The sequence below is a fragment of the Amycolatopsis speibonae genome (genome assembly GCF_042647925.1).
GTDB lineage: Bacteria > Actinomycetota > Actinomycetes > Mycobacteriales > Pseudonocardiaceae > Amycolatopsis > Amycolatopsis speibonae.
Genome location: NZ_JBHRWK010000021.1, coordinates 1 through 22287 on the forward strand (window position 1 = coordinate 1; position 22287 = coordinate 22287).

23 protein-coding genes and 5 pseudogenes are annotated in these 22287 nt (G+C 69.3%); 19 read left to right on the top strand and 9 right to left on the bottom strand.

The annotated features are described in order from the left end of the window. Positions 1 to 98 precede the first annotated feature (98 nt). Positions 99 to 821 (bottom strand): EAL domain-containing protein, encoded by a 723-nt coding sequence (locus ACFOSH_RS15320; protein WP_378239545.1) that lies wholly within the window; start codon positions 819 to 821, stop codon positions 99 to 101. A gap of 104 nt (positions 822 to 925) precedes the next feature. After that, positions 926 to 1297 (bottom strand): annotated as a pseudogene (locus ACFOSH_RS15325) (diguanylate cyclase domain-containing protein); the annotation flags it as partial. Between ACFOSH_RS15325 and ACFOSH_RS15330 the strand changes: the two are divergent. Continuing rightward, positions 1246 to 1716, top strand: coding sequence for a cytochrome P450 (locus tag ACFOSH_RS15330; protein ID WP_378239547.1), 471 nt, complete (start codon positions 1246 to 1248; stop codon positions 1714 to 1716). The pseudogene ACFOSH_RS15325 and the gene ACFOSH_RS15330 overlap by 52 nt on opposite strands. On the opposite strand, the gene ACFOSH_RS15335 is transcribed toward ACFOSH_RS15330, so the two are convergent. Then, positions 1713 to 2036: a hypothetical protein gene (locus ACFOSH_RS15335; protein ID WP_378239667.1), complete on the bottom strand. Its 324-nt coding sequence runs from the start codon at positions 2034 to 2036 to the stop codon at positions 1713 to 1715. The genes ACFOSH_RS15330 and ACFOSH_RS15335 overlap by 4 nt on opposite strands. Between ACFOSH_RS15335 and ACFOSH_RS15340 the strand changes: the two genes are divergently transcribed. From ACFOSH_RS15340 to ACFOSH_RS15350, 5 genes and pseudogenes are all read left to right on the top strand, one after another. Then, positions 1927 to 2526 (top strand): alpha/beta fold hydrolase, encoded by a 600-nt coding sequence (locus tag ACFOSH_RS15340; RefSeq protein ID WP_378239548.1) that lies wholly within the window; start codon positions 1927 to 1929, stop codon positions 2524 to 2526. The genes ACFOSH_RS15335 and ACFOSH_RS15340 overlap by 110 nt on opposite strands. Before the next feature lie 307 nt (positions 2527 to 2833). Continuing rightward, a pseudogene (locus tag ACFOSH_RS45100) lies at positions 2834 to 3235 on the top strand (ABC transporter permease); the annotation flags it as partial. A 132-nt stretch (positions 3236 to 3367) separates the two neighbouring features. Further along, positions 3368 to 4162, top strand: a pseudogene (locus tag ACFOSH_RS45105) (ABC transporter ATP-binding protein); the annotation flags it as partial. A 492-nt stretch (positions 4163 to 4654) separates the two neighbouring features. Next, positions 4655 to 5125: pseudogene (locus tag ACFOSH_RS45110) on the top strand (ABC transporter permease); the annotation flags it as partial. 28 nt (positions 5126 to 5153) lie between these two features. Beyond that, the gene (locus ACFOSH_RS15350; RefSeq protein ID WP_378239550.1) at positions 5154 to 6128 is read left to right on the top strand and encodes a glycine betaine ABC transporter substrate-binding protein; all 975 of its coding nucleotides are present in this window, start codon (positions 5154 to 5156) and stop codon (positions 6126 to 6128) included. 19 nt (positions 6129 to 6147) lie between these two features. Here the strand turns inward: ACFOSH_RS15350 and ACFOSH_RS15355 are convergent, their stop codons facing one another. Continuing rightward, positions 6148 to 7101 (bottom strand): SDR family NAD(P)-dependent oxidoreductase, encoded by a 954-nt coding sequence (locus tag ACFOSH_RS15355; protein ID WP_378239551.1) that lies wholly within the window; start codon positions 7099 to 7101, stop codon positions 6148 to 6150. 50 nt (positions 7102 to 7151) lie between these two features. Between ACFOSH_RS15355 and ACFOSH_RS15360 the strand changes: the two genes are divergently transcribed. Continuing rightward, positions 7152 to 7733, top strand: a complete 582-nt coding sequence (locus tag ACFOSH_RS15360; protein WP_378239552.1) for a TetR/AcrR family transcriptional regulator — start codon at positions 7152 to 7154, stop codon at positions 7731 to 7733. A gap of 216 nt (positions 7734 to 7949) precedes the next feature. Here ACFOSH_RS15360 and ACFOSH_RS15365 read toward each other — a convergent pair whose 3' ends face one another. From ACFOSH_RS15365 to ACFOSH_RS15375, 3 genes are all read right to left on the bottom strand, one after another. Further along, positions 7950 to 8210 carry a GNAT family N-acetyltransferase gene (locus ACFOSH_RS15365; RefSeq protein ID WP_378239656.1) on the bottom strand — a complete coding sequence of 87 codons (261 nt, stop codon included), beginning with the start codon at positions 8208 to 8210 and terminating at the stop codon, positions 7950 to 7952. A gap of 436 nt (positions 8211 to 8646) precedes the next feature. Then, a complete protein-coding gene (locus ACFOSH_RS15370) occupies positions 8647 to 9405 on the bottom strand; it encodes a LytR/AlgR family response regulator transcription factor (protein WP_378239553.1) in 759 nt (252 codons plus the stop codon). 2 nt (positions 9406 to 9407) lie between these two features. Further along, positions 9408 to 10553, bottom strand: a complete 1146-nt coding sequence (locus ACFOSH_RS15375) for a sensor histidine kinase (RefSeq protein ID WP_378239554.1) — start codon at positions 10551 to 10553, stop codon at positions 9408 to 9410. Between the two features lie 151 nt (positions 10554 to 10704). Here ACFOSH_RS15375 and ACFOSH_RS15380 point away from each other — a divergent pair, with 151 nt between their 5' ends. Continuing rightward, positions 10705 to 11151, top strand: a complete 447-nt coding sequence (locus ACFOSH_RS15380) for an SRPBCC family protein (protein WP_378239555.1) — start codon at positions 10705 to 10707, stop codon at positions 11149 to 11151. A 20-nt stretch (positions 11152 to 11171) separates the two neighbouring features. Here the strand turns inward: ACFOSH_RS15380 and ACFOSH_RS15385 are convergent, their stop codons facing one another. Beyond that, positions 11172 to 11501 (bottom strand): ArsR/SmtB family transcription factor, encoded by a 330-nt coding sequence (locus ACFOSH_RS15385; protein ID WP_378239556.1) that lies wholly within the window; start codon positions 11499 to 11501, stop codon positions 11172 to 11174. Positions 11502 to 11668: 167 nt separating this feature from the next. Between ACFOSH_RS15385 and ACFOSH_RS15390 the strand changes: the two genes are divergently transcribed. Then, the gene (locus ACFOSH_RS15390) at positions 11669 to 12817 is read left to right on the top strand and encodes an FAD-dependent monooxygenase (protein ID WP_378239557.1); all 1149 of its coding nucleotides are present in this window, start codon (positions 11669 to 11671) and stop codon (positions 12815 to 12817) included. A gap of 126 nt (positions 12818 to 12943) precedes the next feature. Here ACFOSH_RS15390 and ACFOSH_RS15395 read toward each other — a convergent pair whose 3' ends face one another. Beyond that, complete coding sequence (locus tag ACFOSH_RS15395) at positions 12944 to 13330, bottom strand: winged helix-turn-helix transcriptional regulator (RefSeq protein WP_378239657.1); 387 nt, start codon at positions 13328 to 13330, stop codon at positions 12944 to 12946. A gap of 125 nt (positions 13331 to 13455) precedes the next feature. On the opposite strand from ACFOSH_RS15395, the gene ACFOSH_RS15400 reads away from it, so the two are divergent. The 10 genes and pseudogenes from ACFOSH_RS15400 (at position 13456) to ACFOSH_RS15445 (ending at position 22042) form a co-directional block, all read left to right on the top strand. Further along, on the top strand, positions 13456 to 14289 hold the full coding sequence (locus ACFOSH_RS15400) for an enoyl-CoA hydratase/isomerase family protein (RefSeq protein WP_378239558.1): 834 nt from the start codon (positions 13456 to 13458) through the stop codon (positions 14287 to 14289). A 53-nt stretch (positions 14290 to 14342) separates the two neighbouring features. Beyond that, positions 14343 to 15464, top strand: coding sequence for an epoxide hydrolase family protein (locus ACFOSH_RS15405; protein WP_378239559.1), 1122 nt, complete (start codon positions 14343 to 14345; stop codon positions 15462 to 15464). A gap of 344 nt (positions 15465 to 15808) precedes the next feature. Beyond that, the gene (locus ACFOSH_RS15410) at positions 15809 to 17143 is read left to right on the top strand and encodes an ATP-binding protein (RefSeq protein ID WP_378239560.1); all 1335 of its coding nucleotides are present in this window, start codon (positions 15809 to 15811) and stop codon (positions 17141 to 17143) included. Then, entirely contained in the window at positions 17140 to 17568 is a 429-nt protein-coding gene (locus ACFOSH_RS15415) for a roadblock/LC7 domain-containing protein (protein ID WP_378239561.1), read from the top strand. The genes ACFOSH_RS15410 and ACFOSH_RS15415 overlap by 4 nt, the downstream gene beginning before the upstream one ends. Beyond that, positions 17565 to 17918 (top strand): DUF742 domain-containing protein, encoded by a 354-nt coding sequence (locus ACFOSH_RS15420; protein ID WP_378239562.1) that lies wholly within the window; start codon positions 17565 to 17567, stop codon positions 17916 to 17918. Before ACFOSH_RS15415 ends, ACFOSH_RS15420 begins: the two co-directional genes overlap by 4 nt. Next, positions 17896 to 18492 (top strand): GTP-binding protein, encoded by a 597-nt coding sequence (locus ACFOSH_RS15425; RefSeq protein ID WP_378239563.1) that lies wholly within the window; start codon positions 17896 to 17898, stop codon positions 18490 to 18492. Before ACFOSH_RS15420 ends, ACFOSH_RS15425 begins: the two co-directional genes overlap by 23 nt. After that, entirely contained in the window at positions 18489 to 19868 is a 1380-nt protein-coding gene (locus ACFOSH_RS15430) for a cytochrome P450 (RefSeq protein ID WP_378239565.1), read from the top strand. Before ACFOSH_RS15425 ends, ACFOSH_RS15430 begins: the two co-directional genes overlap by 4 nt. Beyond that, the gene (locus ACFOSH_RS15435; protein WP_378239658.1) at positions 19850 to 20956 is read left to right on the top strand and encodes a cytochrome P450 family protein; all 1107 of its coding nucleotides are present in this window, start codon (positions 19850 to 19852) and stop codon (positions 20954 to 20956) included. The genes ACFOSH_RS15430 and ACFOSH_RS15435 overlap by 19 nt, the downstream gene beginning before the upstream one ends. Positions 20957 to 21066: 110 nt before the next feature. Then, positions 21067 to 21266: pseudogene (locus tag ACFOSH_RS15440) on the top strand (cold-shock protein); the annotation flags it as partial. Between the two features lie 26 nt (positions 21267 to 21292). Further along, entirely contained in the window at positions 21293 to 22042 is a 750-nt protein-coding gene (locus ACFOSH_RS15445) for a hypothetical protein (protein WP_378239659.1), read from the top strand. Positions 22043 to 22287 lie beyond the last annotated feature (245 nt).

The window sequence follows — 22287 nt, forward strand, 5'->3', positions numbered from 1 at the left end:
GATCACTGGTCACTCTGGCGACGACGCCACCAAACCCGCGCCCGCCACAGCCACTACCAGCGACAACGCAACAAACATCCCTCACTGCCGCTGTAGTACTAGGGGGCCCGCCAACCGGAGTCGCCGAAAGTGGCGGCCAGCTCGTCCGGACGGCAGGGCGCCCCGTAGTGGTCACCCAGCGCCAGTTCGGCACCGGCGGCCAGCCAGAACCCCGCCCGCCCGGCGGTCAGACCGTCCACGATCACTTCCGCGCCGACCCGGTCCGCCAAGCCCGTCAACTCCCGCAGCAGATCGGCCATCGGCGAGTCCATCAGCCCACCGTCCAACAGCCCGTTGTCCAGCCGCACGCCGCGCACCGGCAGGTCGGCCACCACGGCCAGCGCGCCGTCGCCCAGGCCGCGGACGCTGATCACCGGCCGCACGCCCAGGTCCGCCAGCGCCCGCAGGTTGTCCCTGGTCTCGCCGAGGTCGGCGGCCAGGGCCTGCACGGGCAGCTCGACCAGCAGCCGCTCGGCCGGGAACCGCGTCTCCTCCAGCACGCCGACCACCCGGGTGAGCAGGTCCGTGTCGGCCGCCTGGTGCGGGCTCAGACTGTGCAGCAGCCACAGGTCGCGGTCCAGCCGTTGCCGCCACCAGCCCACCTGCCGGCAGCCGGTGCTCAGCAGCCACTCGCCCAGCGGAAGCATCAGTCCGGTGGTCTCGGCCAAGCGGCGGCAGCGCTGGTCGGACAGCGCGCCCACCCCGGGCGGGGCCCAGCTGAGCAGCACCTCCACCCCGTGCACCGCGCCGTCGGCCAGCCGCACCAGCGGCCGGTACCGCACCTGCACTTCCCCTGCTCGACGGCGCCCGGCATGACCGCGGCCAGCGCGTCGGTCGCGCGGTCCAGCCGGTTCTGCTCGGGGTGGGACAGCGCCCATTGCCCGTGCCCGTTGGCCTTGGCCCGGCGCAGTGCCTGGTGGGACTCGCGCAGCAGATCGGCGGCCTCGTGGTCCTGGGTGGGCCGGTTGACCACGCCGACGCTGACCGACAGGGCCAGCCCGTGACCGTCCACATAGGTCGGCTCGGCCAGCTCCTGGCGCAGCTCGTGCACCAAGCGCGCCGGGTCCGGGGTGTCCGGCGTGTTCTCCACCAGCACCGCGAACTCCGGGCCGCCGAACCGGGCGAGGAGGGCTTTTTCCCCGGCCAGCAAGGACTTCAGCCGCTGCCCACGGTGACCAGCAGCTGGTCGGCCACGCGCTCGCCGAGGTGGACCAGGTGCCGGGCGGGCGTCAGGTGACCTTCGACCACCTGCCCGCACTGGTCTATACCGGTCAGGTGGTCAGCGAGGTGCTGAGGATGTACGCGTTGTCGATCCTGATGCGCCGGACCGAGCAGGAGATCGACCTCGGCCCGGTGCGGCTGCGGCCCGGCGACGAGGTGATGTTCAGCCCGCTCGCCCTGCACGCCGACCCCCGGTCCTGGGACCACCCGGACCTCTTCGACCCGGACCGCTGGGCCACCGATCGCGTGCGGTCCTTGCCGCCGGGTGTGTTCATCCCGTTCGGCGGCGGGAACAGGGAGTGCGTCGGCCACCTGTTCGCCCGAGCCGAGGTGGTCGTCGGGCCGGCGACGATCTTCGCGCGGTGGCGTCTCGAGCCCGCCGGACCGGTCCGGGTGCGGTACACCACCATCGCCTGCCCGCGCGGCATGCCGATGACGGTACGCCCGAGGGATTAGTTGTCCCACAACGGAATATGGAGATTCTTGTGCGTTTGCTCTTGCGTCGCCTCATCGCCGCGGCGGCGACTTTGCTGTGCGCCGGCACGGTGCTCACCCCAGCGCGGGCGTCCGCCACCGAGGCGGCCTGCCAGGATCTGAACATCCGGCCTGCCGGAGACCCGATCGTTCCGCAAGGCGGCGAACAACGCCGGGTACGCGACCCTGGCGGTGGACCGGATCGGCTCGGGGCGCAGCTCCAAACCGTTGAGCGCGCTGCTGTCCGCGAGCACCCAGGCCAACGCGGTGCACCACGCCATCCAGGCGATGCGGACGGGCACCTCGGGCCCCGGGTTCGACAAGATCGTCCTCGTCGGGCACTCGCTCGGATCGGCCACCACGATCATCGAGGCGGCCACCTTCCACGACGCGGACGGCGTGGTGATCACCGGGTTCACCCACCGGATCGCCCCGCTGACGGTGGAGCCCACGCTGGCCGCGTTGACCCCGGCGTTGCCGGACCCGGGGTATCTGACCACGGCGGCGGGCATGCGGTACGCCGCTTTCCACCGTCCCGGGCCGTACGACCAGCAGGTCATCGACGTGGACGAGGCGACCAAAGACCTGATCGCGCCCGGCGAGATGGTGGACGCCGTCGTGATCGGTTTGGTGCTGCCCTACAGCAGGCAGAGGCTTCCAGCGCGGAAAGCCTGCGGCAGGGCGAGGCCGCGTACTACTCGCCCGAGGCGAACCTGCGCACGTTCGTGGTGCCGGGCTACGGGCACTCGATCAACCTCGCGCCCGACGCGCCGCTGCTGCACGACGCGGTGACCGGCCGGACGAACGAGATGGTGGGCCGGTAGCCGTCGGGCCGAGATCTTCACGTCGGGCTGTGGACAGGAGCCCCGCGGGCATGTTGGGCTGGGACCCGGCCGCACCTGGCGTGGTCGGCGATTTTCTTCCTGCGACGTCGAGGAGTGGCGCCCTGAGCCTGTGGGAGTACCTCCGAGAGAACTGGATCGACGTCGTGAACGACGCGATCCTGCACGTGGATCTCACGTTGGCGGCGATGGCGCTGGCCGTGCTGGTCGGGATGACGATCGGCCTGCTCACCTACCGGCGGCGATGGCTCGGCGCGATGGCGACCACGACGACGGCGGCGTTCCTGACCATTCCGTCGATCGCGCTGCTGGGCATCCTGATCGGCCCGTTCGGGCTGGGCCTGACGAATGTCCTGTTCGCGCTGGTGCTCTACGCGCTCCTGCCGATCACGCGCAACACGATCGTCGGGCTGCGTGGCGTCGACCCGGCCGTGGTGGACGCGGCGCGCGGGATGGGGCTCGGCCGCGTGCGGCTGCTGTTCCGCGTGCGCCTGCCGCTCGCCTGGCCGGTGATCCTTTCCGGCATCCGGGTCTCGACGCAGATCACGATCGGTATCGCGGCCATCGGCGCGTATGTCAAAGGTCCCGGCCTCGGCAACGAGATCTTCGACGGGCTCGGCCGGTTCGGCTCGGTCAACTCGCTGAACCAGGTACTCACCGGAACGCTCGGGATCATGGTGCTGGCGCTGCTGTTCGACCTCGCCTTCGTGGTGGTCGGCAAGCTGACCACCCGGCGGCGTCCCCGTGCCCTCCGAGCGGCGGACCCGGCGACGCCGGGGGGCGCGGCCGGAATGGGCGGCGAGACGATCGAGTTGCGGAACGTCGGCAAGCACTACCCCGGACGAGCGGTACCGGCGGTCGAAAACCTGACGATGCGCATCCCGGCGGGTGAGATCGTCGTGCTGACCGGTCCGTCGGGATGCGGCAAGACGACCACCATGCGGATGATCAACCGGCTCGTCGAGCCCACCGCGGGTGTCGTCACGATCGGCGGCACCGACGTGTCGGCGCTCGACCTCGACGAGCACCGGCGCAACACCGGCTACGTCATCCAGCAGATCGGGCTCTTCCCGCACCTGCGGGTGGACGCCAACATCGGCGTGGTGCCGAGGGTGCTCGGCTGGACTCGGCAACGCATCGCGGGCCGCGTGCGCGAACTGCTCGACGTCGTCGGCCTGACCCGCGAGCACGGCATCCGGTACCCGCGTGAGCTTTCCGGTGGTCAGCAGCAGCGCGTCGGGGTGGCGCGGGCGATGGCCGCGGACCCGCCGGTCATGCTGATGGACGAGCCGTTCGGCTCCACCGACCCGATCACGCGCGCCCGGCTGCAGGACGAATTCCTTCGCCTGCAACGGGAAGTGCGCAAGACGATCGTGTTCGTCACGCACGACTTCGACGAGGCGCTGAAGGTCGGCGACCGGATCGCCGTGCTGCGGCCGCGGTCGGTGATCGCGCAGTACGACACGCCTCAGGCGATTCTCGCCGCGCCGGCGGACGACTACGTCGCGAGCTTCGTCGGCTCGAAGCGGAACCTGAAGCGGCTCGCGCTGATCCGGGTGGGAGACCTGGACCTCAGGCCGGCGACCGGGCCGGAGAGCCTGCCTCCGGTCCGGCCCGACGCCACCCTGCGGGACGTGCTGGACGTGATGGTGCGGACCGGCAGCACCGCGGTCGTGGTCACCGAGGACGGCACCGCGCAGCCGCTGGGGGTGTGCGACGTGTCCGGTCTCGTCGCGGCGCTCAAGCCCACCGACGAGGCGCCCGCGATCCCGGACGTCGAGGAGGCGCCTGACCCGGGTCCGGACAGCGCGGTGCCCGCACGGCCTCGCCGGCGCCGGCTCGGGCTGCTGGTGCGCCCGGTCCTGTTGACCCTCGCCTTGCTGGCGCTCTACTTGATCGTGCGTGCGCATCCGATCGACTCGATCGAACAGCGTTTTCTCAACCCCGGCGCGATCTTCACCGAACTGGGCGAGCACCTGCGGCTCACCCTGATCTCGACGGCGTGCACGATCGCCATCGCCCTCCCGCTCGGCGTCCTGCTCACCCGCGCCGGCGCCCGCTGGGCCCGGCCCATCGGGCTGGGGCTGGGCAACCTAGGCCAGGCGATCCCGTCGATCGGGCTCGTCGTGCTGCTCGCGCTCTGGATGGGCACGGGCACCGCGACGGCGGTGACGGCGCTCGTCGTCTACGCGACCTTGCCGGTGCTGCGCAACACGATCGTCGGGCTCGACGGCGTCGACCCGACCCTCGTCGACGCCGCGCGCGGCATGGGCATGGGCAAGACGGCCATCCTGTGGCGGATCGAACTGCCGCTGGCCGTCCCGGTGATCCTCGCCGGGATCCGGACCGCGCTGGTGCTCACCGTCGCGAGCGCGACGCTGGCGACGTTCGTCGACGGCGGCGGTCTCGGCGGCGGGCTTGTCGCCGGGATCGGGCTGTACCGCCCGATCCTGAGCCTGACCTTCGGCATCATCGTCGCCGCGCTGGCGCTCTTCGTCGACTGGCTGGGGCTGGTCGCCGAGGAGGTCCTGCACCCGCGCGGCAGGTAGCTCGACCGACTTCAAGGAGGACCAACCCATGCGGATGCTCCAGCGCACGACAGCCGTTGTGCTCGCGCTCGTCGCGTCAGCGTCGCTCGCGGCCGGCTGCACGATCGGCAAGGACGAGACCGGTGCCCAGGTGGGCGCGGGATCCATCAAGAAGATCGACGCGCTGAACGGCGCCCAGATCCGTGTCAGCTCCAAGGAGTTCGACGAGCAGCTGCTGCTCGGCCAGATCGCCCTCGTCGCACTGCAGGCGGCCGGGGCGAGCCCGCAGGACAAGACCAACATCACCGGTTCGAGCAACGTCCGCCAGGCGCTCACCAGCGGCGCTGTCGACCTGTATTGGGAGTACACCGGCACCGCCTGGATCAGCTATCTCAACCAGACCAAGCCGATCAGCGACCCGCAGGCGCAGTACGACGCGGTCAAGCAGGCCGACATCGCCAACGGCGTCACCTGGTGGGCCCGCTCGCCGGCCAACGACACCTACGCCCTCGCCGGCAACGCGGCGACACTGGCCCGGACCGGCGTCAAGACGCTGTCCGACTACGCGGCCCTGGTGAAGCGGGACCCGGCCGCGGCCTCGACCTGTATGGGCCCGGAGTTCAAGAGCCGGGACGACGGGTTCCCCGGCCTGGCGAAGACCTACGGGTTCACCCTGCCCGACCCGCAGGTGCACCTGCTCAACGACGCCGTCGTCTACCCGAGCATCGGCAAGGGGGACCCCTGCGGCTTCGGCTCGGTCGCCTCCACCGACGGGCGCGTGGCGGGGCAGAACCTCACCGTGCTCGAGGACGACAAGCACTTCTTCCCGACCTACAACCCCGCGATCGCGATCGCCACTCCGATCGCCCAGAAATACCCGCAGCTGGAGCAGGTCTTCGCGCCGATCGCCGCGAAGCTCGACACCGCGACGCTCACGGACCTGAACAAGAAGGTCAGCGTCGACGGCCAGAAGGCCGCCACGGTCGCCCACGACTGGCTCAAATCGGCGGGCTTCGTCAGCTGAACCGGCCGCGAGCTCGCGGTCAGGTGCGGACCGCGGGCCCGGGGTCTGGAGTGACCCCGGTGGCGGCGCTCGTGATCCGCCAGAGCTCGTTCGCGAGCCCTCGGTCCTCGGCGGCCGCCGAACGGCGTGCCGGACCGGCCGGGCCGCGGATCTCGAACGGTCCGGTCGGGCCCAGGTAGTCGCCGCCATCGACCGGTCCGGTGGCGGCGGTGAGCTGGGGTGCGATACCGGCGGCGACCGGCTGCGAGAGGTAGCGGTCCGGCAGCACGAGAAGGCGGGACCTCCACGTGCTCCTGCGGGCCAGGGAGTTGGTCAGCAGCTGTGACGTCGTCAGTCCCGGGTGAGCGGCGATCGACGACACCGGGTCGCCGTTGGTGCGCAGCCGCCGATCGAGCTCCGCGGCGAACAGGAGGTTCGCGAGTTTGGAGGCTCCGTAGGCGCGGGTCGGCGAGTAGCGTCGGCGCTCCCAATGCAGGTCGGCGAGGTCGAGTCCGCCGGTGCGGTGGCCGAGGCTGGACGTCGTCACGACCCGGGCGGGTCGCCCGAGGTCTCCGGCGGCCCGCAGCGCGGGCATCAGCAGCCAGGTCAGCGCGGCCGGTCCGAGGTGATTGGTGCCGATCTGCAGCTCGAACCCGTCCCGGGTCCGGCTGTGCGGCCCCAGCGATACCGCCGCGTTGTTGATCAGCACGTCGACCCGGTTCCCGGTGCGTTCCCGGATTTCCGTGGCGGCGGCCCGTACCGAGGAGAGGTCGGCCAGGTCGAGGAGAACGGGTTCGGCCGAGCCGGTGCCGTCGATCCCGGCTCGCACCTGGTCGACGGCCGCCGCTCCCCGCTCGGCGTCGCGAACGGTCATCAGGATCCGGGCGCCGGCCGCCGCCAGCGCGCCGGAGAGGGCGAGGCCGAGGCCGGAGGTCGTCCCGGTGACGACGATGGTGCGGCCCGTCAGGTCGGGCAACTCATGTGACACTGTCATGTGAAACAGCCTGCCCAGTTCGGATGACACTGTCAACTAGAGTGGCCGGTGTGACACGCACCGAGACCGCCGAGGCGACGCGGCAAGCTCTTGTCCGCGCTGCTTCCGGGCTGCTCGACCAGGGTGGTCCTGACGCGGTGACCCTGCGCGCGGTCGGAGCTCGGGCCGGAGTCTCACGAGGTGCGCCCTACGGGCACTTCGAGAACAAGGAGCATCTGCTGGCCCAGCTCGCCATCAATACGTGGAGTTCCCTGGCGGACGACGTCGAGCACCTTCGGGCGAACCTTGAGTCCACTTCGGACATACGGCTGGAGCGGGCCATCCTGGCGCTGATCGACGTCGCCCGCCGTCGGCCGCACCGGTACGCGCTGATGTTCAGCACTCCGGCCGACACGCCTGCCGCCCTGGAGGCCGCGGGCCGTCTTGAGGGCGTTTTCCTGGCCCTGGTCGCGGACATGGTCGGCGAGTCCGACGCGCCTCGGTACGGCGCGCTGCTGATGTCGAGTGCGCACGGCATCGCGGGCATGGAACTCAGCGGTCATCTGGCGAAAGACAAGTGGCAGGTCAGTGTGGAGCAACTCGTGCACATGCTGATCGACGCGATCCGCCCTGGGGCCCGCGGTAAGGGATGACCCGCGGTGTTCTCTGTGGGCGTGTGCGATGCGGCGAAAGTCCCCTTCGTCAGCTCCGACACGTTTGCCTTATCCCTCAATATCTCCGGATAGCCACGCTGTCATCCTGTGCCGGCGAGAGCAGGCGATGGGTTGGAGTCGCGCTGGTAGGCGTAGTTAATGAGTCCTTTGTGGAATTTGCCGATCTTGCCGTAAAGCGCTCGTGCGGGCGCGTCTTCAAGGGTGTTCCAGTAGAGGCTGGGGAAACCGTGTTCCTCGGCGTCGAACTCGAGGATCGACGAACAGGTCCGCCAGGTGGCGCTTCCCGGAGTACCGGATGCTGGCGTGGAACAAGTAGTGCGCGACGCCCACCAGTCTCCCATCGAGACCGGCGGCGACGCCCGTATCCGTTCGTAGTCGTCTTCGCTGCGTTCGATCTCGAAATACTCGTCCTTGCCACGGGTCAGGATTTCCCAGGAGGCGGCGACTATGGTGCAGGTGCGTGAGGCGTGGTCGTGTCGGTCAGCCGATTCTCGGCCGAGTTCGAAAGTTGCTCGTTCGATTCCGGTCCGGCGTCGCTCGTGCCGGGACGTGCGCCGTACTCGAACAAGAACGGCCCGAACTTGACCTTGAAGTATCCGTCCCTGGCCCCGATGGTCAGGTGGAGGGTGAGTGCGGTCAAGCAGAACACGGAAAGTACTGCCACCAGAATGATCGCGGCCGTAGAAATGTTCGGCACTTCCAGTCCTGTCTGTTCTCCTGCCGGAAGCGCCGGCTGTCTGACGGTCGATGCCAGGCTATGAAGCCGCTTGTGCCGGTGGTATCGCCCGCGGACTTCTGACCATGGATGTTCGACCAGCGGTCAACCAGCGGTACGAAGGGACTGACGAGCGGTCGCCGTGCATGACCTGGTGCCGCGAGGCCGGCGGAGCGGTCAGTGATCGGGGTCTTCGGTGTTCGCCGCGCGGAACAGACGCTCTCGTACGGTTCGAGCGTGTCGCCTGCTGATCGGAACGTCGCCGAGTTCTGTGTGCGCCACCAGGCCTCCGGTGGGGTCGCTCCGCAATTCGGTGATCGCGCCGATGGCGGCGAGGAAGCTGCGATGGGTGCGCACGAAGCCGGCGTCCTCCCAGGACTCGGCTAGCTGAGAGATGGACATCCGTGCCGGATGGATGCCGGAGAAGGTGTGAAGCTTGACGGTGTCCCGGCAGGCTTCGACGAAGACGACCTCGCGGCGCTTGATGTACCGCGTGCGTCCTCGCGACTCCACCGGTACCGCGGCCAAGGAGTCCGGGACGAGGGATCGTGCCGGTTCGGTGGAGGGAAGAATTCTGATCACTCGCCTCAGTGCGGCGGCGACCCGGTCGGGGCTGGCCGGTTTACGGAGATAGTCGACAGCTCCGAGGTCGTAGGCGTCGGCGGCGTGTTCGTCGTAGGCGGTCACGAACACGATCACGGGTGGGTCGGTGAGCTTCGCCAGGAGCCCGCCCATGTCGATGCCGTTCATACCGGGCATCGAGATGTCGATGAAGACCGCGTCAAAGTGCGCGGCCTGGATCATCTTCAGCGCGCTGAGGGGGTCCTCCGCGGCGCAGACCTCGGTGACGTCCGGGCTTTCGCGCAGCAATCGGCAGATCCGGTCGAGCGCGGCGGGCATGTCGTCCACTGCCAGTACTCGCAACCCAGGGGCCATTCTCACTCCTTCGGATTCCGCGGCACGCCGGGCATGAACTTCGGCAGCCGTAGGGTCACCTTGGTCCCCGCGCCCTCCGCGGTTTCGACCATCAGGGCGTATCCACTGCCGAAAGTCTGCCGCATCCGGGCGTTGACGTTGCCGAGGCCGATGTGCCGGCCGCTCACGGACTCGAGCAGTCTGGGATCCATGCCGAGACCGTCGTCTTCCACGCAGATCTCCGCTTCGCCGCCGTCGTCGTTCGCGGTGATGGTGACAGTGCCACCGCCGGGCTTGCGGGCCAGCCCGTGTTTGATCGCGTTCTCCACCAGGGGCTGCAGGACGAGGAACGGCATCACCACATTCAGCACCTCGGGTGCGATCTTCATCCGGACGCCGATCCTCCCGGCATAGAGGGCCGCTTCGATCGCCAGGTATCGATCGATGTTCCGAATCTCCTCGGCCAGGGTGGTGAACGTGCCGGACGTGCGGAAGGAGTACCGGGCGAAGTCGGCGAAATCCTGCAAGAGCTCCTGGGCCGTATCGGGGTCAGTCTGGATCAAGCCCGAGATCCCGTTGAGGGCGTTGTAGACGAAGTGCGGGGAGATCTGCGCTCGGAGTGCCTTGATCTCGGCGACTTGGAGAGCGTGTGCGGGCTCGTCGCGGCGCCCGAGATCGAGTTGGATACAGACGAACTTCGCCACGACGTCGACCATCAGGCTGAACTGTCGATCGGGGCTCTTGGCGATCACGATCAGTACTCCCTCGGGATCGCCGTCGACGATCAGCGGGACGAGTACCGTGGCGCCCATTTCGCACCGGCAGGACGAGTTCGGAAGGTCGTCGTGCGTCAAGACGGCCTTCTGGTGGTCACTGAGGACGGAGGTGATGGGGGAGACAAGATCGGCGCGGTGATGGTTGGCTGCACCGTTCCAGCTCATGAGGTCGCCGCTGGGGTCCGTGATGCCGACGGCGACACAGTCCAGCAAGCCGCGCAGCCGCTCGGTGAACGGATCGGCCGTAGGCGCCGAAAAGCGATCGTGGAGCAAAGGTGCGGTCTGCAGGAGCCGGTCGACGGCCTCCGGGGGAAGTCCGCGGTCACGGCGGCCGCGGAAGAAGAACCAGATCGCGGCAGCGGCGAACACCACGGCGAGCACGCCACCGACCATGAGACCTCCCCGCGGCAAGGATGAGACCAGGGGCATCGTCAGCGCAAGCTGCCTCGTCGGAGGTGTCGTCGACCTTCTGCGTCAGGAACACACGACCGAACGACCGCGGCTGCACGGTGTTTCGGAGCGGTGACGCCGGGTATGCGTGGGCATGACCGACTACCGGCACACCGCCACCATCGACATGCCCGCTTCAGACTTGTTCGCGTACCTGCGCGAGCCGAGCAATCTGCCTCATTACTTTCCGCAGATGAGCCGGGCTGAGCCTGAGGGCGGCGACGCCGTCCATGTCGAGGCCGAGGTTCATGGTGAGCACGTGGAAGGGGAGGCGTGGCTGAAAGTCGAGGAGGGCGATCGCTCGCTGCGCTGGGGTTCCCGGGGGCCGCATGAGTACGAAGGGGAGTTGTCGATCGAGGATGCCGGCCCTGCCGCGTGCCGCCTTTCGGTGACCTTGCACAGCGTTCGTGACGCCGCCGACGAGGATGTTCAACGGGGGCTGGAGGAGACCGTGGCCGCGCTCGCCCATACCGCGACGGCGGAGTCCGATGTGGACGCCGCCGAACAGCAAGGTGGCTGGGTCGGCGATCAGCCAGGCTGACCAGGTTCCGGGCAGAGCGGTCACGCCCGCGTGTCGCGGCGCTCCGCTGTCAGCAAGTCGAGCAGGCCGGGGAGCCTGCGGTCGATTTCCGCCCGGCGCAACCGGATTCCCTTCCGGTTCCCGTAATTGATCTCGTGGATGAGGCCGGCCTCGCGCAAAACCCGGAAGTGGTGCGTCTGCGTCTGCTTGGACACCGGGAGATCGAACGAGTTGCAGGTGCGCTCGCGGTCGCTCCCGTCCGCCGCCAGTTCTGCGATCACGGTGCGGCGATGCTCGTCGGCGAGCGCGCGGAACACCGTGCCCAGATCGGCGTTCCCGGCATCGTCTTCGGCCGGACCTGGCCCGGTCATCGCCTCACCTCTTTCAGGTACGTCTTGCATCGTACCTGACGGCCGTGCTTGACTGCAGGTACGACGAACGGCGTACCTGAGAGTGCGTGGTAACCGCCCCGGGCTTCGCTTGCGCACGAAGCCTGCCTGCGGCGCTCGTCGCTTCCCTCTTCGGAAAGGTTGCGGCCATGACGCCTTCTCGCGTCCTGATCCACGGTGCCGGTATCGCCGGTCCCGCTCTCGCCTACTGGCTGGCCCGGCACGGGTATCGGCCGACGGTCGTCGAGCAGGCCAAAGAGCTGAGGTCCGGCGGCAGCGCCGTAGTCGTCAAGGAACCGGCGCTGACCGTCGCCAGGAGTATGGGCATCCTCACGCGGTTGCGCGAGGTCGCCACCGGATCGAGTGTCCTTTCGCTCCTCGATCCGGCCGGGCGGCAGCTCCTCCGGGTCCCGACGACTTCCCCGCGGTCGGTCGAAGTAACCCGATCCGATCTGTCCATGGTGCTCCACCGGGCAGCGCGCGACGACGCGGAGTTCCTCTTCGACGACACGATCACCGGCCTCCGGCAGGACCGATCGGGGGTCGAGGTCACCTTCCGCCGGTCACCGCCGCGCCGTTTCGACCTGCTCGTCGGCGCGGATGGCATCCATTCCCCGGTGCGCCGCCTGGTCTTCGGACCGGCGGAGCGGTTCACGACCGGCCTGGGCATGTACGGCGCGACGGTGCCGGTGGAGCCCGGTGCGCTCGATGACCCGGAGGTGGCGGTGATGCTGACCGCGCCCGGCCGGATGCTCACCCTCCACCCGTCCCGGGGGAAGCCGCTCGCGATGTTCACCTTCCGTGCAGGACGGGTGCCCGGCTACGACCGCCATGACACCGCGCTCCACAAGCGCATGGTGGCCGAGGCGTATGCGGGAATCGGCTGGCGAAGCCCCGAGCTGGTCGAGGCGTACCAGAACCACCCCGCGCCCTTTTTCGATCCGCTCGCCAACGTGCGGATGGACAAGTGGTCGCGCGGCCGCGTGGCATTGCTCGGCGACGCGGCATCGGCGGTAGCCCTGCTCGGCGACGGGTCGAGCATGGCGATGGCCGGCGCACACACGCTGGCCGAAGCGCTCGCGGCGCATCCCGGTGACCATGCGCGAGCCTTCCAGGCCTACGAGGCGAAGCACCGGCGGCAGGTGGACCCGAGACATCGGCGCGTCAGCCTCGTCGCCACGCTGCTCGTTCCGCGAACCCGGCACGGGCTGGCGCTGCGCAATATCGCCGGCCGAGCCGTCGGCCTCGCCACCCGCACCCGAAACACCTTGCCCGCCAAGCAAAACAGCCGGATCTGAGCGGGAGCCGGACAATCCGGGGCAAGCACCGAGGTAGCTGCGGGCGGTCACGCGAGCCGCCTGCTCATGGGATCGGCCGGTCCCACTACGACAAGGACCGCGCCGTCAACTGATTCGAACGAGCGCCTACGTTCGTTCGGCCTGACGACGCTGGTCGTAGCTCTGCTGGCAGTTCTGGATCTCGTCCGCGTGGGAGGTCGTCCAGTCGTACAAGTGACCGAAGGGTGCGCGCAGGGATTCGCCGAGCGGGGTGAGGGAGTACTCGACTCCGACCGGTGAGGTCGGCAGCACGCGCCGTTCGATCATCCCGTTGCGTTCCAGGCGGCGCAGGGTCTGGGTCAGGACCCGCTGGGTCACACCTTCGAGGCGGCGTTTGATTTCGTTGAACCGGCGGGGCCTGTCGAGGACGGTCATCACCATCATCGACCACTTGTCGGCGATCTGGTCGAGGATCGGGCGACTGGGGCAGTCGGCCCGGTAGACGACGTCCGTGTCCGTGCCGGGAGCGTCCATGTCGGTATCCTCCACGATCCTTACGATGCCGAAAGTGCGTTATTGACGCTGGTCTCCCGCCGCTTCAGTCTAGGTATACATCAGGAACTTAGCTGCCTGACAGATACCGATCGGAGATTTCTTTCGTGCACCACGACGCCTACGCGACCCTGCGAGTGAGCCATGAGGCGGGCATCGCCCGTGTCACCCTCGACAACCCACCCGTCAACGTCCTGGACGTCGCCCTCATGGCCGACCTCCGGCGGCTGTTGACCGGGCTGCGGGACGACGACTCGGTCCGGGTGATCGTGTTCGACAGCGCCGATCCGGACTTCTTCATCGCCCACGTCGACATGACACTCGTCGACGCGCCGGACGCCTTCGACGAGTTCGCGGCCGACACACCCGACGGTGTCAACGTCTTCCAGGCCCTCGGGGAGTTGCTCCGGCACCAGCCCCAGGTGACGATCGTCAAGCTCGCCGGCCTGGCCCGCGGCGGAGGGGCGGAGTTCGTCACGGCGGCGGACATGACGTTCGCGGCGCTCGGTCGCGCCGGGATCGGCCAGGTCGAGGCCCTCATGGGCATCGTCCCCGGGGGCGGCGGCACCCAGTACCTCGCCGATCGGATCGGCCGCAACCGCGCTTTGGAGGTGGTGCTCGGCGCCGACCTGCACGACGCGCGGACCGCCGAACGCTACGGCTGGATCAACCGGGCCGTACCCGCCGATGAACTCGACGACTTCGTCGACCGCCTCGCCCGCAACATCGCCGCACTGCCCGAGGGTGTGGTCGCCGCGGCCAAACGCGCCGTCCTTCCCGCTGATCTGGCCGAGGGTCTCCTGCGCGAACACGACGCTTGGGCGGGCCAGTTCGTCCGGCCCGCGGCCGAACAGTTGATCCGAGGCGGACTGGCCCACGGCGCCCAGACCCGCGAGGGCGAACGCGATCTGGAGAATTTGCTCCGCAGGCTGGCCGGCTGATCCCGGCACATACGCCGAGCCGACCACTCCTGAACGAGGAAGGAAGCACCGCTATGGCCGCAGAGCCGTTCGAGGTCAGTGTCACCGAAGCCGAGATCGCGGATCTGCGTGACCGGTTGCGACGGACGCGGTGGCCCGAGCCCGAGCCGGTGGGCGACTGGTCGCAGGGGGTGCCGCTGGCTTACGCGCAGGAGCTGTGCCGCAGCTGGGCCGAGGACTACGACTTCGGGTTCGCCGAGCGGCTCAACGCTTTCCCGCAGTACCGCGACACGGTCGACGGGCTGGGCCTCCATTTCCTGCATCTCCGTTCGCCGGAGCCGGACGCGTTCCCGCTCGTGCTCACCCACGGGTGGCCGGGCTCGGTGCTGGAGTTCCTGGACGTCCTCGGCCCGCTGACCGATCCGCGCGCACACGGCGGGGATCCGGCGGACGCGTTCCACGTAGTCGCGCCGTCCCTGCCCGGGTACGGCTGGAGTGACAAACCGTCGACGGCCGGATGGGGTGTCACGCGCATCGCGCGCGCCTGGGACACGTTGATGGTCTCGCTGGGATACCACCGGTACGGCGCGCAGGGCGGTGACTGGGGTTCGGCGGTGTCCGGCGCGCTGGGCGAGGTGGCACCCGAGCGGGTCGCCGGCGTCCACCTGAACCTGGGGTCCGTGGCGGCGGGCACCTTCGACGACCCGACACCCGCCGAACTGGCGAACCTCCAATCCGAAAAAGAGTTCCAGCGCACCGGCCGGGGATACTCGGCGATCCAGGCGACCCGCCCGCAGACCCTCGGCTACGGCCTCACCGACTCCCCGGCGGGCCAGGCCGCCTGGATCGCCGAGAAGTTCCGGGCCTGGACGGACAACAACGGCCACCCCGAGGACACGTTGCCGCGGCAGAAGATCCTCGACGAAATCTCGGTCTACTGGTTCACCGCGTCGGCCACGTCATCGGCACGCCTGTACTGGGAGAGCTTCGCCGACTTCCGGGACAAGGTGACCGCGCCATCCGGACTGTCGGTCTACCCACGCGACATCACCCGCCCCTCACGGCGGGAAGCCGAACTGCGGTTCACCGACCTGCGCTGGTTCGAGGAACTGCCGCGAGGCGGCCACTTCGCCGCCCTGGAACAGCCGGAGTCGCTGATCGAGCAGGTGCGCGGGTTCTTCCGTCTCTTCCGCTGACCGAAAAGAGGTCGTCCGCGCTCTCGATGAGCATGCGCGAACCGCCTCGCATGAGGGCTTGGTCGTCGCACACGAGCACACGGTGCGGCGGCTCAGGCTTCCGATCGCCACCCACGTTCCGGGTACTCCGGCCGGATGCCCGAGTCGTGGTGGGCGTCGATGACCGCGAACGCGGCCGCCCTGCACAGAACCACTTTTCTCGCGGGAAGCGGCTGCCGCTCACGGCGTGTTTGCGCTACGGTACTCGCTGCTGATGACGTCCTTCGATCCCCGCTGCCGTGGAGCTGCCGCATGATCCCCCGGCTCGGCCCAGGCGTCCTTGCCCTGTCGATCGTGAGGATTTCATGGAGTACCCCCTGCTGACGGCAGCGCTGGTCTGCGTCTCGCTGCTCGCCGCGGCCTTCGCGCTGCTTCTGGTGCGCCAGCGCCGGGTCACCGTCAACACCGGCCGTCGTGGTGAGCAGTTGCTGGCCGAACTCCGCGCCCGTGAGGAGGAGGGCCGGCACCTGCTGCACAGGCGGTTGCCTGCGATCGTCGAGGCGCAGACCAACCAGGCCGTGACCGTGCCCGGCCCCTTGCGTGCCTTCAACGGCGAGGACCCCCACCGCGAACTGCTGGTGGCGATCAGCGAGCTGACCGGCCAGACCCGCCGCGACGCCGCCGAATCCGCCGCCGCCACCCTGCGCGCGATGATGCGCACGGTGCAGAACCTCGCGGGGGAGCAGCAGGTGCTGATCTCGGCGATGGAGGAGCACCACGACGATCCCGACGTGCTCGACGGTCTGCTCGGCCTGGACCACGCGAACTCGCAGCTGGGCCGCCGCGCCCAGGCGACCGCCGTGCTCTGCGGTTCGTGGCCGGGCCTGCAGCGCTCCGCCGCGACCCTGACCGACGTGGTGCGCGGAGCCACCGGCCGCATCCGCGACTACGTGCGCGTGCAGATCCCGGCGCCTTCGGACACCGCGGTGGTCAGCCAGGCCGTGGAACCGGTGGTGCTCGCGGTGGCCGAGTTGCTGGACAACGGCGCCCGCCACTCGCAGCCCGGTTCGCCGGTGCATGTCAGCTTCCAGCAGGCGCACAACGGGCTGGCGATCGTCATCGACGACGCCGGGGTCGGCATGACGGTGGAAGCGGTGCAGCGCGCGGGCTGGCTGCTGGAAGGCCACGGCGGTCAGGACATCGCCGCGCTCGGTGTGCCGCCGCGGATCGGGTTCGCCGTCATCGGCGTGCTTTCCCGCCGCTACGGCTTCCGTGTCTCGGTGGACATGCGCTCGCCCTTCGGCGGGGTGCGCGCGGTGCTGTTCCTGCCGAGCGAGCTGCTCACCCGCGCCGCCGTCCCGGCGCCGCAGGAAGTCCCGTCGCTGGCCGCGCCTGCCAGCCCGGCCGCGATCACCCCCAGCCCGACCCCGCACTTGCGCGTTCCCGCGCCGGAACCACAGCCGGCCGAACCGGCCGAGGAACTGGGCACCACCGCGCACGGCCTGCCCCGCCGTCGCCGACGCGCCCCGGTGGCCGGGGCGGCCACCACCACGTTGTCGGTTCCGGTGCAGCCGCCCGCCGCGCCGGAACCGGCCGAGTCCCCGGTGAACCACAGCCCGGTCGCCACGGCCACGGCCTGGCAGCGCGGCACCCGCCAGGGCCGCGCTTCTTCCACCGATGACGAAAGGGATTTCCAGTGAGCAGCTCCGTCACCACCAACAACCGGTTGGGCTGGATGCTCGACCAGGCCCTGCAGATGCCGGAGACCATCTCCGCGGTGCTGCTCTCGGCCGACGGCCTGCTGATGGCCCATTCGCAGGGAATCACCGTGGAGGACGCCGAACGCACCGCCGCCGCGGTCTCCGGGCTCCAGTCGCTCGCCCGCGCCACCGGCGAGTTCTGCCGTCAGCCGCCGGAGCAGTGGCGGCAGACGCTGATCGAATTCGAAGGCGGGTTCGTCTTCCTGACCTCCGCCGGACAGGGCGCCTACGTCGCGGTGTCCACCACCGGGCGGGTGGACATCGAGGGCGTTTCCTCGCGATTGCAAGAGCTGGTGCAAAGACTCGGCCAGGAACTCACCGCGCCACCGCGCTTCCCGACCGAGGGACCTGGCAACCCGGCATGAGCGGGCAGCGGCGAGAACGGGCGCTGGTCCGGCCGCACGTGGTCACCGAGGGCCGGGCCCATCCGACCCGCAACTCCCTGGACGTGGCCACCGTGGTGCTGGCCACCTGGGCGCCGGTGACCGGGCTGAGCCCGGAAAAGCGGCGGGTGATGGAGCTGTGCCGGGGCGGCGCGTTGGCCGTCGCGGAGGTGGCGGCGCATCTCAAGCTGCCCACCAGCGTCACCAAGGTGCTGTTGTCGGACCTGCTCGACAGCGGGCACATCGAAGCACGGGCCGCGGTGCGCGAGACCGAAGTCCCCGACCAGCAACTCCTGCAGAAGGTACTCGATGGCCTCCGTGCTCTCACCTGACCGATACGTTCCCGCCACGGTCCGGACCTCGGTGAAGATCCTCATCGTCGGCCCGTTCGCGGTGGGGAAGACCACCTTCGTCGGCACGATCTCGGAGATCCGCCCGCTGCGCACCGAGGAGCGGATGACCCAGGCGGGCGCACTGGTCGACGACCTGTCCGGCGTGCGCGGCAAGGACACCACGACGGTGGCCATGGACTTCGGACGCCTGACACTGAGCGACGAAGTGGTGCTCTACCTCTTCGGTGCCCCGGGGCAGCAGCGGTTCACGCAGATGTGGAAGGACCTGGCCCACGGCGCGCTCGGGGCGCTGGTGCTGGTCGATCCCAGCCGCCTGCAGGACTCCTTCGACGTGATGGGCCTGCTGGAGGAACTGGACCTGCCCTACGCGGTGGCGGTCAACCAGTTCGACGGCGCGCCGCGTTTCCCCGAGGCCGAGCTGCGCGAGGCGCTCGATCTGCTACCCCAGACCCGGCTGGTCACCTGTGACGCCCGCGATCGCGCGTCCGCTGCCTCGGCGCTGATCAGCCTGGTCGACTACCTGTTCACTCCCGTCCGCCAGGAGCATCCGTGACCCTTCCCGCCACCCCGCCCCCCGGTTGCCCCGCTCATGCCACGCGCACCTCGCTCTACGACGAGGAGTTCGCCGCGAACCCGGCGGGGGTCTACGCGCGGATGCGCAAGGAACACGGCCACGTCGCGCCGGTCGAGCTGGCGCCGGGGGTGAACGCGAGCCTGGTGCTGAGCTACGAGGCCGCGCTGGACGTGCTGCGCTCCCCGCAGACCTATCCGCGGGACCCGCGCCGCTGGCAGGCCAATCAGCCGCCGGACAACCCGGTGATGCCGATGATGGGCTACCGGCCGAACTGCCTGTTCACCGACGGCGCGGAGCACGCGCGCTACCGCAGCGCGGTCACCGACAGCATCTCGCGGGTGAACCCGCACGCCCTTCTGGGCTACGTGGAGAAGGCCGCGCGGGAGCTGATCGCGAGGTTCTCCCGGAACGGCCGGGCGGACCTGCTCACCGAGTACGCCGGAACCCTTTCCCTGCAGGTGTTCAACCACCTCTTCGGCTGCCCGCCGGAGCTGGGCGAGCGGCTCACCGCGGGGATGCGCGGGATCTTCGACATGGTGGACCCGGAGCGCGCCAACGCCGAGCTGACCGCGGCCATGCTGGACCTGCTGGCGCTCAAGCGGCGGCAGCCGAGCCAGGACGTGCCCTCGTGGATGATGGCGCATCCCTCACGGCTGACCGACGAGGAGATGCTTCACCAGCTGGTGCTGCTGATGGGCGCGGGCACCGAACCGCAGCAGAACCTGATCGCGAACGGGCTGCGGCTGCTGCTGGTGGACGAGCGCTTCGCCGGGGACCTGGCAGGCGGCAGCCTGCACGTGGAGGACGCGCTGGAGGAGATCCTCTGGAGCGACCCGCCGATGGCCAACTACTCCGCCGGTTACCCCTATCCGGCGGCAGACCTGATGGGCGCGCGTCTGCCGCCCGACGAGCCCGTGGTGATCAGTTTCGCCGCCGCCAACACCGATCCCGAGCTGGGCGAGGCCCAGCGGGCCGGCAACCGGGCGCACATCGCCTGGAGCGCCGGGGTGCACTCCTGCCCGGCGCAGGGCCCGGCGCGGCTGATCGCCACCACCGCCATCGAGACCCTGCTCGACGCGCTGCCGGATCTGCGCCTGGCTGTGCCGGACGCCGAACTGCGCTGGCGGCCGGGCCCGTTCCACCGCGCGCTGGCCGGTCTCCCGGTCCTGTTCACCCCCGTCGTCGCACCGGTCACCCCCGTTCCCGACCAGACAGGAGAGCACCCATGGCACCAGCCAGTCCGTTCGTCCTCGATCCCAACGGCCGTGACATCCATACCGAAGGCGCCGAACTCCGCGCCCGCGGAGCCGCGACGCTGGTGGAACTCCCTGGCGAAGTGGTGGCGTGGTCAGTAACCCAGCCGGAACTGCTGCGGAAACTGCTGGCCGACCCGCGGGTGTCGAAGAACCCGAACCTGCACTGGGCGGCCTACCGCGACGGTGAGATCCCCGGGGACTGGCCGCTGCGGATCTGGGTCTCGGTGCAGAACATGTTCACCGCTTACGGCGGCGACCACCGGCGGCTGCGTTCGCTGGTGTCGAAGGCGTTCACCCCGCGCCGGGTGGAAGCACTGCGGCCGTGGGTCGAGCAGCTGACCACCGGCCTGCTGGACCGGCTCGCCGCCGGGCCGGATTCGGTGGACCTGAGGGAGAATTTCGCCTATCCGCTGCCGATCGAGGTGATCTGCCAGCTGTTCGGCGTGCCCGAGGAACACCGGCCGGAGCTGCGGCGCGCGGTGGACGGGGTGTTCAACACCTCGCTCAGCGCCGAAGAGGCGCAGGCGAACGGCGTGCTGATGTACGGGATTCTCGGGCAGCTGGTGGCGAACGGGCGGGAGAACCCCGGTGATGACCTCGCCAGCGGCCTGATCGCCGCGCGGGACGAGGACGGTTCGGTGCTGGAGGAGGCCGAGCTGATCGACACGCTGATCCTGATGATCTCGGCCGGGCACGAGACCACGGTGAACCTGCTGCACCACGCGATCCTGGCGCTGCTGACGCATCCGGAGGAGCTGGCGAAGGTGCGCTCCGGGGAGCACACCTGGGCCGAGGTGATCGACGAGACCATGCGGTGGCAGGCGCCGATCGCGAACCTTCCGCTGCGGTACGCGGTGGAGGACATCGAGATCGACGGGGTGCACATCAAGGCGGGCGAGGCGATCCTGGCTTCGTACGCGGCAGCGGGCCGCTCGCCCGAGGCGCACGGTTCCGACGCGGACGAGTTCCGGCTTTCGCGGGAGTCGAAGAGTCAGCACCTGTCGTTCGGGCACGGGGTGCACTACTGCCTCGGTGCGCCCTTGGCGCGACTGGAGGCGGAACTCGCACTTCCGGCGCTGTTCGAACGGTTCCCCGATCTGGCCCTGGCGACGGAGGTCTCCGAACTGGAGAAGATGCCGTCGTTCATTTCGAACGGGCACACGAGTCTTCCGGTACGCCTCAAGTGAATTCGGTGAGTTGTGGCTTTCACCGCGGATGCGCGGTGAAAGCCACACTCGTCGAGCCATTCCTTGTTGTGCGAGCCTCGGCTCCGACGGGTGCACAGATGGGTCAGCGCATGGCTCAAGGCCGTGTGAAGTGGCTCAACAGTGAGAAGGGCTTCGGCTTCATCGAGCAGGACGGTGGCGGGCCGGACGTGTTCGTGCACTACTCGGAGATCCAGCGGAGCGGCGTCAAGTCCCTGGATGAAGGCAACGTGTGGAGTTCGAGATCTGCCAGGGCCAGAAGGGCCCGCAGGCGCAGGGCGTCACCTCTATCGCGCCTCCCGAAATACTGCTCGCATTCTGGGTCCCTCGGCAGCCGGTGTTCTCGTCGCCTTCGTGGGCGGCGGATGGGCCATCGCGGTGGACGCCGCGTCGTTTCTCGTCGCCGCGGCGTGCATGACCAGCGTCGTCCTGCCGACAAAAGCGAAGTCGTCCTCGGCCACCCTGTTGCAAGACCTGCGCGAAGGGTGGACCTATTTCAGCTCGACGCCGTGGATCTGGTCGATCACCCTGGCCTTCGCGTTCCTGAACGCGATTCAGATGGGTGTCTGGCAGGTGCTGGGCCCCTCCATAGCCCCGACGACGATCGGCGCGACAGGCTGGGGGCTGGTCGCCAGTGTCAAGGCGGCGGGACTGGTGATCGCCAGCTTGATGATGATCAAGATCGCGGTCCGGAGGCCGCTCCTGAAGGGCCTGGTCGCCATGTCGGCGACCGCGGTCCCGCTCGTACTGCTCGGCGCGGGCTCGAACCTTGTTCTGCTGGCAGTCGCGACCTTCCTCGCCGGGATGGGATCCGCGCTGTTCGGCATCGTCTGGGACACCGCGCGCCAGCGAAACATCCCGAACACCATGATCTCGAGGGTGACGTCCTATGACGACTGCGGCTCCTACGTCGCGATACCCGTCGGGCAGCTCGCGGTGGTACCCATCGCGTCGGCAGCGGGCATGCCACAAGTCGCGCTGATCGGCGGGATCGCCTACTTCGTCATCGCGCTCCTGCCACTCGCTCTGCGTTCGGTCCGCGACCTCGCCGCGACCGGCTCCAGCTGAGGGCTCGCGGAGATCCGCAGCTCTGGGGGAAGGGGAGGATACCTGCGGCGAGCGGCGCCGCGAGTCCCACTACGGACCAACACCGCACGCGTGCCTGGCCTGGCATGGGGCGCGTGGCGGCTGACATGGACACAGTCCTGCTCTCTGTCGGGGGCGTGTGCCCGGGCGGTCTCCGGGCCCCGAAAATTGTTCCGACCAGCACGCGGCGGGCCTCGACGCCGCTCGCGACGTGACCGGGATGCGTT